This window comes from Acinetobacter sp. NIPH1876 (genome assembly GCF_022808535.1).
Taxonomy (GTDB): Bacteria; Pseudomonadota; Gammaproteobacteria; order Pseudomonadales; family Moraxellaceae; genus Acinetobacter; species Acinetobacter higginsii.
Genome location: NZ_JALGBR010000005.1, coordinates 190,707 through 203,564, shown reverse-complemented (window position 1 = coordinate 203,564; position 12,858 = coordinate 190,707). Strand labels below are relative to the sequence as shown.

The following is a 12,858-nucleotide window of genomic DNA, read 5'->3' as shown; positions in this document are numbered from 1 at the left end:
CTCTCCTTAAGCCGTCATCATCTTTTTCCACTGCTGATAAGCAGCGCGCATCCCTGTTTCAGCACTGACATCACTCTTTAAGCCATCTTCAGTTTTAACTTCGCCTGACAAGCCACGATTCAGCATGATCCACAGGTCATTCCCCGCATTGGCACCATGCTGTACACGCTCCCATGCTTCCGAATCATCTGGCGTACCAAAGCCAAATGGACCTTGGAAATGTTCGTGCAGACGTAAACGATACTGGTTGGCAATTTGTGGACCGCCATCCATGGTAATGACGGAATGATGAATCTCTGTTTCATTGACAGAAATCGGTTGCATCACGCGGAAGAACGCCATTGAGCAGGCAATGTTCGGGAACAGGTTCAGGTTAAATCCAGAACCACCCACTGCACGCACAATACGGCGCACTTCCAGTTCTTCATGTCCTTCATCACGCAAGGCTTGAGCCAAGTCTTCAAAACGTTCCTGAATTGGACGCTCCATTAATTCTTCATCCAGATCAACCAGTTCAGGAATCATCACCATGACACTGTGACCATTACCGAGGTCTTCGACATAACCCGGCTGATTTTCAAAGTTAAACAGTTCTTCGGTTTTTTCATCGACTGAACTTAAAAATGACTTGTGCACCAATGGAAAGTGGTAAGCATCGGTCGTATTTTCCAATTGGATTTTCCAGTTACCTGGAAAACGGAAACGATGTTCACCCAAGACCTTGATTGGATAACCAGCCCCTTGTTTCATAAACAAGTCGATCCATTTTTTCGCAGCACCCAAGAAATCTTCTAAAGGTTCAATATCCTGTTTAAATGTCGCGAAAATCATGCCGTTGTATTCTTCAACGCGCAGGCTAATCAATGGAAACTCAGATTTATCTAAACATTCGCCATAGCTTTCAGGTGAAGGTACACCACGTAAAGAACCGTCTAGCGCATAGCTCCATCCATGGTATGGACAAACAAAACTGTTGGTTTTACCTTTTTTATGTTCACACACTGTTGCAGCACGATGACGACAACGATTCAGCAGTACATGGACTTTTTTCTTACGATCCCGCACCACTACCACAGGTTGCTTACCAATATTGATGGTCTTATAGCTACCACCATCTGGAATTTCGCTGGCATGTGCTACCCACACCCAAGTGCTGTAATAAATCTTTTCCATCTCATCTTCAAAGATTTTTTCGTCCTTATACAATGAGGTATGGGCACGATCACTTTGAACTAACTCGTTGTAATCCATTTCAATATTCTGCATTGGAATAATACTGTTCATATCCACTATCCTTTTCGGTCTATCCATTGGTTATTGCTGAGACGGCACTGGCAATGCGGCTGTGCTGTCCCAGTGAGATACAGGACGACTGAAAATATTTTCAGTCTGAAAATGTTTGATCTTCCAACGTCCATCGTGTTGCTGTTTAAACTGCACCGTGAGTTTGGCGGCATTTAAATGGCTACGACCATCATGGAAGGTTGAGGTTTGCAACATCAACCAGTTGGCATTGGCTTGATCCGCTTCGATATACATTTGCTCTGAACTGACAAAATGCGCATTCATAACAAAATGCGACTGCTTTTGGGTATAGCTTTTGAACATGTCATAAATGGCTTGCCATGACGCATAGCGACCAAAAGACTCGGCATATTTTTCGCCTATGCCTTCCCAAATGCTGTCCTGATCAAATAAATCCATCAATTCATTCAGGTCGGTATCGGCATTCAAGGCATCACAAATTTCCATATAACGGTTAATGCAGTTACGGATCGCATTTTGGGCTTCAAGCTGTTGCAGGCGTTGTAACAGTTCCGTTATATCCATTGGCGCATTCATGTCACTCATCCTTGTTGCCACACGGGTTGATAAAATTAAGCTTATAAATAGCCAGGTGCTGGCTTCATGCCGAAGCTGACCAAACCTGCATTCTGTAAAGTGGCATCTCCCATAAAGGCATGCTGCGTCACCACATTGGTGTCATTCACAAAGCGGCTAAATGGATTGTGGGTATAAATCGCGGTCATCCCTGCCAGCATCTGTATTTTGCGGGTGACACGGGCACACACACGTGCCACATGGGTACAAGACAAACGCATGTCACTGATTTGTTCTGCAGTTGGCGTACGCCCTGCAAGCACTTCATTCCAGACAATCTGCATGGTGTCGTAGAACCACACACGTGCAGCCTTAAACTCTGCTTCGACTTGGGCAAATTCATATTGGGTTACAGGTCGGCTGGCAATTTCCGCACCACCAGTAATTGAAGACTTGCCCGGTGCCAGTTTTTGAAATTCTTCGATCGCTGCGGCAGCAACACCAATCCCCACCACGGTTAAGACCTGAGTGGCTAAAGATAAAGATGGATATTTAAAAAATGGCTCAGGTAACTTGGACGGTTCACCACGAACAAAAGTCCATTCCTTCGCAACCAGCACATCTTTTACCACCAAATCATGGCTGCCTGTACCTTTTAGACCGACCGTGTCCCACGTCATATCGATTTGAGCTTTATTGGCTGGCATCACTGCCATGCGCGGTAGACCTTGGGCTTCGTTGTCTTTTTGTGGCGAAATCCCGACCCCGACAATATCCGCGCCCATACAGCCACTGGAAAATTTCCAACGTCCACTCACCACCACGCCTGCATCGGTAATCTCGGCGGGTTGTGGAGGGAAAATACCACCTGCAAACACAATATCAGGGCTATCTTTATACAACTGCTCAAGCGTTGCTTCTGGCAAACTGCCCAAATAGGCAGGACTCATACCAAAACTTGCGACCCAACCAACTGAGCCATCAGCTTTGGAGAGTTGTTCGATCAATTCACAAAACTGTTTTGGAGACCATTCATTTCCGCCAAAACGTTTTGGAACCAAAGCACGGTAAACACCAATCTGTTTTAGTTTGTCGATGATGTCCTGACTGACATAGGCCTGATTATCGAACTCCCCTGTGCAGGCACGTTCACGAATTTCTTGACACAAGCGCTCTAATTCCGTTGTAGTTGTGTCCATGACAAATTCCTTTATCGATAAGTTATTCATTCCCTCATTCCTTTTCGGTTATTGCGCTGCACTCACGATATATTTCGCAACAGCACATAAATATTCATCGGCATTGTGTTTCGCCACGATTTGTAAGCCCACAGGTAATCCTTCACTGGTTTGCAGTGGGATTGAAATCGCAGGGTGTCCAGAAAGATTAAAAGGTCGAACCAATCCCTTGAGGTTTAAAAAAGCTACGGTATTTTCAGCATCAGCAACTTTAGGTGGAAGCTGTGGTAAGGTCGGTAAGATCAAGGCATCGTATTGAGTCAGTAAGGCATCAAGCTCGGCGGTAAAATCAGCTTTCACCTGCTCCGCCTGTTTGACTTGGGCCAATGTGGTGTCGGCTGCTTTGAGTAAACGAGCATTGACGTCAGCACCCAGCAAGCCTGTTTGAGTCAACTCACCGTAGGCTTGCCAATTTTCATAATTGATGATCTGCATCCCTGCATTAAAAGCAGCTTCAAAGCCTTTCAAAGTCACATCTGATACTGTCAGATTGGCTTGGGTCAGATATTGCTGGATCGTCTCAATGACGACTGAATCAGCAACGACATTGAGCCATGCCAGTTTCGGTACCTGAGTCAATTCAGTATGTTGATGGAAAGTGGGATCAATGATTTGCATTGCGGTTTCAATCATCTTGACTGAATTTGCAAAAGGGCCAACGCAATCCAATGAACTTGTTGCTGGATGTACACCTGCACGGCTGACACGGCCAAAGGTCGGTTTTAAACCGTAAACCCCACAACATGCTGCGGGCATACGAATCGAACCGCCTGTATCGGTGCCTAAGGTGAAATCTGCCAGACCAGCTGCAACCGCAGCCGCAGAACCGCTAGATGATCCACCCGGAATCAATTCAGGATATTTTGGATTAAGTGCCGTACCAAAGTGATGGTTAATCCCTGTGATCCCAAACGCCAGTTCATGCAGATTGGTCTTTGCTGTAATTTGGCAATCCGCTGCGAGAATACGGTTTACCACTTCTGCGTTTGTACTTGCAGGTTGGCTGCGCATTAAGGCTTTGCTGCCTGCCATGGTCTGTATACCTTGAATATCAATGGAATCTTTCACCATGACTTTCAAAGCACCTGCTCCTTTTTGTACCTCTTGTACAATAATATTCATTCACTTTTCCATGTATTTTTATACTTATCACAAATATCGGAAAAAGTAATGTAATTGTCAAGTATTTTTCATGATTAAGAACAAAGAAAATGTTTCTAATTTTTGTATAATGCTGAATGTCCATTTTTATAAAAGTAATGACTTGGCTATGCTTACTCATTTAGAACAATTTCTACCCAACAATGAACCGAGCAGCTTACAGAGCTATCCTTTTTTCTGGATCTCTCAAGTGAATGGTAAATACACACAACTTATTGAAAAATCAATTAAAAAACTAGGTATCGACAATACACGTCGTAAAATTATTTTAAGCACCAATGCGCTTGAACAAGCCAGTATTACCGAGATTGCCAACCTCTCTACCCTCAAGCTAACCACGGCAACCAAAGCCGTTTATCGCTTAGTTGAAGATGATATTGTGCAGGTGTTTTCATCCGAATCGGATGAACGTATCTCCATGGTGAAACTGACCGAGAAAGGTAAAGAAATGGTTGAACAAATTAACCAGATCAGTCAAGTCACCCTATCTGGGATTCTGAATGCCTTTGATGATGCTGAACTGCATCAGTTGAATGGTCAATTAAAAAAGCTGTTTGATTTAATGCCCTCAAGCTAAAGCAACGACAAAAGCCCATGTCTATGCAGAGATGGGCAAAAGTGTGGACCAAGCTGATTACTGATTTAAAATATTAAACGGCGGTTTAAGCTGATTTGCGGTAATCCGATCTGAAAATGTCTGTAAAACCCGTTGTTTATAAGCAGCAATATCGATCTGCTGATAATTATAAAAACCCTGCTGCTCGCGTAAGCCATTGCGTTGCTGTCGCATATTCTCGGCAATAATTTCAGGCGTGCGATAACGTTCACCTAGCTCCTTTTGTAAATATTGTGAAGCGTAATACAAAATATCGCCACCACCCCAGTCAATAAATTCCAGCAAGCCCAACACCGAAAAACGTAAACCAAACCCAGTCCGAATCGCGATATCAATATCTTCTGCGGAAGCCACACCTTCTTCTACCATCCGTGCCGCTTCATTCATTGCCAAGGCCTGAATCCGTGGCACGATATAACCCGCTTTGGCATGACACACCACAGGAACTTTGCCAATTGCCTGTAAGAAGCTTTTCAAGGTATTTACTGCCTCATCTGAAGTTTGCTCAGAACGACTTAACTCAACCAGCGGAATCAGATAGGCTGGATTGAGCCAATGCGCATTCACCGCCCGTTCTGGATGAGAAATCATCTGCGCAATATCAGTGACCAGAAAGGTCGATGTTGTCGATGCAACAATACAAGTCGGTGTAATATATTGATCAAGCCAAGTAAAAATATCTTCTTTGGCTTGCCTGAGCTCAGGTACAGCTTCCATAACCAGATCACAGTGTGCTAAGACTGATATTGAAGCCGCACGACTTAAAATCTTAATCTGATCCAGAATAAAGATGCTTTGTTCAGATTGAATAAACTGGATACTTTCCAGCAATTGCAATTCTTGTTTGAAGTCGGTTTGGACCTGAGCCTGATATTGCTCAAACTCAGCCTCCTTGCGTTGTCGGGTATCGACTAAAGCCACGTTTAACCCAGCATAGGCAAAGGCAAGCGCAATGGCTTTACCCATACGACCAGCACCCAGTACCGTAACTTGTTGAATTGGATTCATCTTAGACTCCTTGCTGCAAAGTCACTTGCAACTCAGCCTTGCTTTTATCGGCAAGCCCTAGGTTCTCAAACGTCCGTCCGTCCTGATACAAATCCTTGCCTGTCACCGCAGAAGCAATATTCAGTAGCCCTTCTGCCACAGGTGTCGCGACACCTGCCCAACGCCCGACCGAAACCAGAAAGGATAATCCTAGACGCGTATCTTCCAACATATAACGATGGGTCTGTAAGTCGATATCCTCACGCCAGTCTCCACTATCGGTTAATTTGCCATGTGCTCCACGGCCATACATCCATTCATCACCCTCACCGTCTTTATTGTAGTGATCAGCCAATGGAAAATGCGGTGCAGCATAGCCCAATGCTTCCCTTACACGCATACGCTCTGCGTCAAGCTGATTGGTGACACGGCGAATCGATGGTTGTGTCCCTTCATTATGAATATCCCAGGCCTCAAAATGTTCGAGTGGTCCCGCATTCATCAAAATCAACGGTGGATGAATAATCGGTCCCGCATTCATTAATGCACCACTTAAACTGTCCTCAATCGGCTCGACACTTGGATACGCCTGTTTTAAAATTTGAAATGCATGCTCGGACAAGCTGCTTGGGAATACCCCCGTTGGTAAACGGGTCGCATAGCCACTTATCACGATCTGATTGACCCCATGCTTACGCACCAGATAAGGCAGTGTGCCTGTTTCGGCAAAAGCCACTTGAGCTGTGTTACCTGCTTCGCGCATGGCTTTGGCAAAGACAAAGCTACCGAAGGTTGCAGGCGGTAAATACACCACCTGACCCGCTTGAAAGAAAGGCGCGGCCTGCTGAGCCAAATCCAGATGCGTGGTTGCGGGTAAAGGAATAATAATCAACTGGGCATGCCGAATGGCTTTTTCTAAATAATTCGAGAGATTAATCTGGCTGTTTTCAAAGCCAACACTCACTATGCGCTCACCCTGATAATCTTTGATTTTAAGCTCACCTGTAGCAGCCAACTGTTGCAAGGCTTCATGGTCACGACGCCATAACACTACATCGTGGCCTTTTTCTGCCATCTCTACCGCTGCTGCATAACATCCGTGTCCGCCACCGAGTACTGTAATTTTCATGTGCGCTCCTGCTGATTGATTTGTCATTCAGCATAGAACGACCACAGCTTAATGGCTTATCCAAATGCGCAGTGAATATTCCATTTACGCACGCATTTGAAGAACTGGCACGGCATCTTTTTTTAAAGTATGCGAAGGCAAGCAGCCATAACGTTTTTTATATAGGCTGGAAAAATGCCCAAAACTTTGGATGCCATGATCCAGTAAAATATCGGTGACAGTTTCATGAGATGGTGCTTGTTGTAAAGCCAAATGCACCCGTTCCAAGCGCTGCTCACGGATATATTCCACTGGGCTTTGCTGTAAATACTGACTAAAACCTTTTTGCAAGGTTCGTATCGACACATCGCAATACTGGCTTAAATCAGCTAATGAAATGGTCAGTTGTACATGTTCCTGAATGTATTGCTGTGCTCTTTTCATATAGCTTGGCAGCAGTTGTTGCCGTTGAGCATTCAACCGTTCGGTATAATTATTCGGGATTTTAAGCAAAATCAGCTCGATCAAATACTGGCTAAAACTGGCTGAAATAAAGCTCCAGTTGCGAATATTATAATAGGCATGACACAGATAATTCAGTGTTTCAATAATCGCATCGATCCCTTCTAAACTACAGGACAAAGAGGAATTAAAGCGTAATGGTTCTTGGCTACGACATCCCAACATGTTGAATAATTGAGTTTCGATATCCTGTTGCGCCAATTTTAAAATAATATTACGGCAATGCTGATTGGTGATGATCTGCTGTCGGGTATGCGGATGGGTGACCGACATGATTCCTGCAGATTGCACGATCTGCTGCCGATCAAATTTGAGCTCACATTGTCCTTCCAGCGTGATTCTAAATAAATAAAAGTCAGCACTATCCTCAATGTTAATCATGACTGGCGCACTATATTTCAGATCGTACAGCGCGCCATTACCAAAGCTAAAGCCATTCAAACGCGTATTTAGAGGTTCTCGTACTTCGACATCAAAACGATGCGGGCATAGGTAATAGCTGATTTGATCTTTAATGGTTTGATAATCATCAGATTTAAATAATAAAAATTCATCCAGATAATGCAAATGATCCAGCTTAAAAGATGATTGCATCACTTCACTCCCTTGCTAAAGATTCCACGGACAAAGCACAAAGCCCATTACGAAGAATGGGCCTGCGACATCCTCAGTGCAACATCAAATCAAGATCCATGTTCCTGCTGCATACTGTCACTAAATGCCTGACAGCCTTTTTTCAATAAGATAAAGGCCAATACACAGGAAATCGTACCCACGATCGACAGGGACATCCCGACCATGAGTGGATTCTCAAAAACTTTATCGGTAATCAAAGCCACCAATGTCGTCCCAATCCCAACCGCAACCAGATTACTGATCAATAAAAACACCGCTGAGATTTGTGCGCGTAACTGATTCGGTGCCAACATTTGCATAGCAGTCGTTGAAATCGGCATCGGGAATGAAGCAAAAAACATTGCAGGCACTAAGAACACCACGGATAACCATAACTCATTCACTTGCGTAAACACCATCATCGGAATGATCAAACCCACAATCCCAATCACGCCAGTAATCATCGGTGCATCTTTACGACCTTTTTGAATAAACCAGTCGTTCAGCCAACCGGCACAAAATACACCTAAGATATTCGCCACCAATAACACGCTGCCCAACATATAGCCCGCTTCAGTCGGCGTGAGACCAAACTTGCGCATATAGAACGCAGGTGACCAGCTGATCAGGCAATACAAGGCCATTGCATAAAAAGTAAAACCTAAATAGTGACATTTGAAGGTACGACCATGCTTTTTAATAAACTTGAATGCATCCTTCATACTGGTTTTTTCTACTTGCCCCTGCGCATTTAGGCGCTGACCTTTACGTTGCGGCTCTCTCACCGTCAACAACACCAGTAAACCGATAAAGACACCAGGCAAACCAACTATAATAAATGCCGCTTGCCATGCCTTAAGCGCACCAAAAACAGGTACCATGATGGTATCCATATTTTTGAGCAAGCCAATCACATAGCCACCGACCAGAAAAGCAATCCCGCCACCGACAAAAGAGCCAATCGAATAAACGGCGACAGCGCGTCCAAGCTTATCCTTGCTAAACATATCGCTAAACATTGAATAGGCTGCTGGAGACAAAGCGGCCTCACCGACACCAACGCCCATACGACTCAAAAATAGTTGCAGAAAGTTTTTACTTAGCCCACAAAATGCCGTTGCAATACTCCAAAAGACCACCCCGATGGCAATAATTTTCGGACGGGAGAAACGATCTGCCAGATATGCCAAGGGTAGACCCATAAAGGCATAAAACAGAGAAAAGGCTAAACCGTGTAATAAACTGAATTGAGTATCTGAAAGCCCGAGATCAGCCTTAATTGGCTCGATCATCAGCGCCAGTATTTGCCGATCAATAAATGAGAAGATATAAGCCAACATGCACAGTAATACCACATACCATGCATAGAGATTTGATTGAGCTTGTTTCGGCTCAGTAGATTGCGTATCCATTTTGCTTCCTTGTCCATGCCATTTTTCTAATGCGTCTTCTTATTGGAGACAATATGACCAGAATCCGTTTCTGCTCTGTCCTCAATAAGGTAAATCATCCTTCTCTATATTTATTATTTTTACATGGAATTTTCCATAATATTTCAGGTATAAAGTTATACCTTTTTTGCGATCTTGGCGACTTAAACGTTTGGCTAAATGATTACTTATGGTTTAAATGTTTGATATAATATAATTTTTAAAATATTGCATCAAAGTTTCCTGAATCGTGAAAAATACTGATGCTTATTTTATTTTAAAATTATATTGAATTTTACATTTATTTTTGGTTTAAAATAAAGCGAGATACTCGATTTTCAATGGAAATGAATATGGCACTTATCAAAGAACAAGCAATCGAAAGCATTCATAGCATGCATGTCCTGATTGAGAAAATTTTTAATGGAAAACATGCTGAACAAGACCTTCCCCTACTGATTAATTATTTTGCTGATCATTTTGAAATGGTCGGTGCAGCAGGAAAACGTTTTTCACTTGAAGATGTCAAAGGCTTATTTAGCAACAATCAAGGGAAAATGCCTGATATCAAAATTGAAATCTATGACGAGCAAGTCTTAATGCAAAAACAAGATGCAATTGTTCTGACCTATACCGAAAAGCACACCAAAGACACAGGTATTTTAATTCGACGCTCATGCGCTTTAATTGAAGAAATTAACGGAAAAATGGTCTGGAGCTATTTGCAAGAAACATTTTTAGCCTAAATAAATCATGTAAAAATTCTTGTAAAAACAAGAGTTTTTACATACCAAACAGATCTAAAATCGACTATAACAATGCTCTCCCTTCAAGTTTAACCCTTAGCTTAAAATCAATGAATCAGGTGCGCAGCAAATGCTGCTCTGCCCTGATATCCTGACTTCGATATCTGGATAATTATTAAAGTACAAGTATTTACATGAACCATAAATACTTATGCCATTGTTCCGCTAAAATCAAAACTGAAAAAGTGATGTCGCTGATTTCTCTCATCAGAACATATCTTCTTCCAAAGTATGATATTGACTCACTCATGTTATTGAGCAAAATCGACTGTGCGACTCAATAAAGAAATACAGGATAAATCGTTTTATGGAAAAACCTATCGAATGCCCTAAATGTGGTTCGACTGAAATTGAAACACGTAATCATGACAAATTATTGAGAACTACGGGCGGTGTATTACTGACGGCCGCAGGTACGACTGCGGGTACAGTCGGTGGTGCTGCAGGTGGTGCATCCATAGGTGCAGCAATTGGTACGGTTGCTGGACCTCTTGGTGTGATTGTCGGTGGTACGGTAGGCACTTTTGTCGGTGCAATCAGTGCAGGTGTTACGGGGGGCGTCGTTGGTAATATTTTTGGAAAAAAAGCGGGTGTGATGGTCGATAAGAATATTTTTCAGGATTATCGTTGCTTAAAGTGCAAATATCGTTTTAAACAAAAGAAATAAGCCCCCATTTATTATTCCAAATCAATTGGGGAACAGATTTTAAATCAGTTCTCCAAATGCATCTAAATCAAATCCTTGTTCAATAAGGCTGATCGGCTGTTTTACAACCTCCATTTCATGTCTAAATATAATTGATCTATATTTTTCAAACAAAAAAAATCTCAAACCCTTGGGGAAGAGAATGAGATTACGATATAGACATTCCACAGAGAAGCTTATCGCGAATTCGTTATTTATATCACCAAATACAATAAAAATGCATAACTAATCACAAAAACAATACATAACTGTCTATCTAAGACTTTCAACACCCAGCTTCAAACTAAAGCTTTAAGCATATTTTTATTTTAAACATTTACTATTTTAAATGACTGCTTTTAGGCTCTTGCATGGGACTTTCGTACGTGGTTTGAGCGATAGGCGATACACGCCAAATCACATCCCCAACATCATCAGCCACTAAAAGTGCACCAGAAAAATCAATCGCAACGCCAACAGGTCTTCCATATGCCTCACCTTTGTCATTTAAGAAGCCAGTCAATACATCTTGTGGTTGCCCATACGGCTGACCACTTCTAAACGGCACAAAAATCACTTTATAACCACTATGCGGTTTACGATTCCATGAACCATGCTGACCAATGAATGCGCCACCTCGATACTGTGGCATTAATTCCGTTGCATAAAAGGCCAATCCTAAAGATGCAGTATGATTTCCCAAAGCATAATCAGGTTTAAGTGCACGGGCCACCATCTCAGGATTTTGTGGTTTTACTCGCGTATCGACGTGCTGACCGTAATAGCTATAGGGCCAACCATAAAATGCCCCGTCTTTGACTGAGGTCATATAGTCAGGCACTAAATCACTACCTAACTCATCACGCTCATTTACGACCGTCCAGAGCTGACCACCTTGTGGTTGCCAACCCATTCCATTCGGATTCCGCAGTCCTGTCGCAAAAGGTCTGGCTTTGCCAGTGGCAATATCAAACTCTAAAATCTGCGCTCGACCAACTTCCTTATCCAGTCCATTCTCAGCCACATTACTATTCGACCCAACAGAGAGATATAGTTTGGTACCCTCTGGATTTGCAATCACATTCTTCGTCCAATGATGATTGAGTTTTCCTGCGGGTAGTTCCAAAACTTTCGTTCCCTGCGCCGTAATTTTTGTCGCACCATCCTGATAAGGAAAACGCATCAAGGCATCCGTATTGGCGACATAAAGTGTATTCCCCACCAAAGTCATACCAAACGGCGAATTTAAGTTTTCGAGGAAAACCGTATTTTTATCAGCAATCCCATCGCCATTGGTATCACGCAGTAAACGAATACGATTGGCACTTGGAAAAGATGCCCCTGCACGTTGCATCACCTTTTTCGCAATTTTTCCACGAATCCCTTTGCTATCATCTGGCTTAGGTGGTGCATCGGTTTCAGCTACCAACACATCACCATTTGGTAATACATAGAGCCATCTTGGATGGTCTAGCCCTTGCGCGTATGCCTGAACTTTTAAACCTTCTGCTGGCGTCGGCATCATTCCCTTCGGCCAACCTTTAGCAGGAGCAATATTAACAGTAGGCACTAAACTCGATTGAGGTTTGGGCAATACGGGTTGAGGGTCATAACTTGCTGAAATCGGATATTTAGATGCGGCGCTACAGCCTGCAAGTACGAGAACAATACTGGTTCCGAACATGAACCATTTTAGTTGAGTCGACATCGCTTACCTTATGTTTTATTTTTTCATTATCAAAAGCATAATCCGATGCAGCATTGGAATACAACGTGTTTAATCGATGAGTATTCAGATTAAATCATCGTTTAAATTAACAATTCATCAAAACAAGAGGCCGAAACCTCTTGTTTTATCTATGTATTCTT

12 protein-coding genes are annotated in these 12,858 nt (G+C 42.9%); 3 read left to right on the top strand and 9 right to left on the bottom strand.

Going from position 1 to position 12,858, the window contains the following annotated elements:
• Positions 1–6: 6 nt before the first annotated feature.
• From MN869_RS07105 to MN869_RS07090, 4 genes are read right to left on the bottom strand one after another with little or no spacing between them, the layout of a single operon-like run.
• Positions 7–1,284, bottom strand: coding sequence for an aromatic ring-hydroxylating dioxygenase subunit alpha (locus MN869_RS07105; RefSeq protein WP_033133194.1), 1,278 nt, complete (start codon positions 1,282–1,284; stop codon positions 7–9).
• 30 nt (positions 1,285–1,314) lie between these two features.
• Positions 1,315–1,842: a nuclear transport factor 2 family protein gene (locus MN869_RS07100; RefSeq protein ID WP_005321701.1), complete on the bottom strand. Its 528-nt coding sequence runs from the start codon at positions 1,840–1,842 to the stop codon at positions 1,315–1,317.
• 41 nt (positions 1,843–1,883) lie between these two features.
• A complete protein-coding gene (locus MN869_RS07095; protein ID WP_033133195.1) occupies positions 1,884–3,050 on the bottom strand; it encodes an acyl-CoA dehydrogenase family protein in 1,167 nt (388 codons plus the stop codon).
• An 18-nt stretch (positions 3,051–3,068) separates the two neighbouring features.
• Entirely contained in the window at positions 3,069–4,181 is a 1,113-nt protein-coding gene (locus MN869_RS07090) for an amidase (RefSeq protein WP_243307014.1), read from the bottom strand.
• A 148-nt stretch (positions 4,182–4,329) separates the two neighbouring features.
• On the opposite strand from MN869_RS07090, the gene MN869_RS07085 reads away from it, so the two are divergent.
• Positions 4,330–4,797: a MarR family transcriptional regulator gene (locus tag MN869_RS07085; RefSeq protein ID WP_033133204.1), complete on the top strand. Its 468-nt coding sequence runs from the start codon at positions 4,330–4,332 to the stop codon at positions 4,795–4,797.
• 57 nt (positions 4,798–4,854) lie between these two features.
• Here MN869_RS07085 and MN869_RS07080 read toward each other — a convergent pair whose 3' ends face one another.
• From MN869_RS07080 to MN869_RS07065, 4 genes are all read right to left on the bottom strand, one after another.
• Positions 4,855–5,844: a 3-hydroxybutyryl-CoA dehydrogenase gene (locus MN869_RS07080; protein ID WP_033133197.1), complete on the bottom strand. Its 990-nt coding sequence runs from the start codon at positions 5,842–5,844 to the stop codon at positions 4,855–4,857.
• A gap of 1 nt (position 5,845) precedes the next feature.
• Positions 5,846–6,952, bottom strand: coding sequence for an NAD/NADP-dependent octopine/nopaline dehydrogenase family protein (locus MN869_RS07075; protein ID WP_033133198.1), 1,107 nt, complete (start codon positions 6,950–6,952; stop codon positions 5,846–5,848).
• Positions 6,953–7,036: 84 nt separating this feature from the next.
• Complete coding sequence (locus tag MN869_RS07070; RefSeq protein ID WP_033133199.1) at positions 7,037–8,047, bottom strand: AraC family transcriptional regulator; 1,011 nt, start codon at positions 8,045–8,047, stop codon at positions 7,037–7,039.
• An 89-nt stretch (positions 8,048–8,136) separates the two neighbouring features.
• The gene (locus tag MN869_RS07065; RefSeq protein WP_004805385.1) at positions 8,137–9,480 is read right to left on the bottom strand and encodes an MFS transporter; all 1,344 of its coding nucleotides are present in this window, start codon (positions 9,478–9,480) and stop codon (positions 8,137–8,139) included.
• 371 nt (positions 9,481–9,851) lie between these two features.
• Between MN869_RS07065 and MN869_RS07060 the strand changes: the two genes are divergently transcribed.
• Both MN869_RS07060 and MN869_RS07055 read left to right on the top strand, forming a co-directional pair.
• Positions 9,852–10,244: a hypothetical protein gene (locus MN869_RS07060; RefSeq protein ID WP_004805383.1), complete on the top strand. Its 393-nt coding sequence runs from the start codon at positions 9,852–9,854 to the stop codon at positions 10,242–10,244.
• A gap of 367 nt (positions 10,245–10,611) precedes the next feature.
• Positions 10,612–10,971 (top strand): hypothetical protein, encoded by a 360-nt coding sequence (locus MN869_RS07055; protein WP_004805381.1) that lies wholly within the window; start codon positions 10,612–10,614, stop codon positions 10,969–10,971.
• Positions 10,972–11,329: 358 nt separating this feature from the next.
• Here the strand turns inward: MN869_RS07055 and MN869_RS07050 are convergent, their stop codons facing one another.
• Positions 11,330–12,697 carry a sorbosone dehydrogenase family protein gene (locus MN869_RS07050; RefSeq protein WP_033133200.1) on the bottom strand — a complete coding sequence of 456 codons (1,368 nt, stop codon included), beginning with the start codon at positions 12,695–12,697 and terminating at the stop codon, positions 11,330–11,332.
• Between the last annotated feature and the right edge of the window lie 161 nt (positions 12,698–12,858).

Excerpts from the sequence above, each read along its gene's own strand:
- MN869_RS07080 (WP_033133197.1), bottom strand. The coding sequence starts at position 5,844 with ATGAATCCAATTCAACAAGTTACGGTACTGGGTGCTGGTCGTATGGGT.
- MN869_RS07055 (WP_004805381.1), top strand. The coding sequence starts at position 10,612 with ATGGAAAAACCTATCGAATGCCCTAAATGTGGTTCGACTGAAATTGAA.
- MN869_RS07070 (WP_033133199.1), bottom strand. The coding sequence starts at position 8,047 with ATGCAATCATCTTTTAAGCTGGATCATTTGCATTATCTGGATGAATTT.
- MN869_RS07105 (WP_033133194.1), bottom strand. The coding sequence starts at position 1,284 with ATGAACAGTATTATTCCAATGCAGAATATTGAAATGGATTACAACGAG.
- MN869_RS07060 (WP_004805383.1), top strand. The coding sequence starts at position 9,852 with ATGGCACTTATCAAAGAACAAGCAATCGAAAGCATTCATAGCATGCAT.
- MN869_RS07065 (WP_004805385.1), bottom strand. The coding sequence starts at position 9,480 with ATGGATACGCAATCTACTGAGCCGAAACAAGCTCAATCAAATCTCTAT.
- MN869_RS07075 (WP_033133198.1), bottom strand. The coding sequence starts at position 6,952 with ATGAAAATTACAGTACTCGGTGGCGGACACGGATGTTATGCAGCAGCG.
- MN869_RS07090 (WP_243307014.1), bottom strand. The coding sequence starts at position 4,181 with ATGAATATTATTGTACAAGAGGTACAAAAAGGAGCAGGTGCTTTGAAA.
- MN869_RS07085 (WP_033133204.1), top strand. The coding sequence starts at position 4,330 with ATGCTTACTCATTTAGAACAATTTCTACCCAACAATGAACCGAGCAGC.
- MN869_RS07100 (WP_005321701.1), bottom strand. The coding sequence starts at position 1,842 with ATGAATGCGCCAATGGATATAACGGAACTGTTACAACGCCTGCAACAG.
- MN869_RS07050 (WP_033133200.1), bottom strand. The coding sequence starts at position 12,697 with ATGTCGACTCAACTAAAATGGTTCATGTTCGGAACCAGTATTGTTCTC.
- MN869_RS07095 (WP_033133195.1), bottom strand. The coding sequence starts at position 3,050 with ATGAATAACTTATCGATAAAGGAATTTGTCATGGACACAACTACAACG.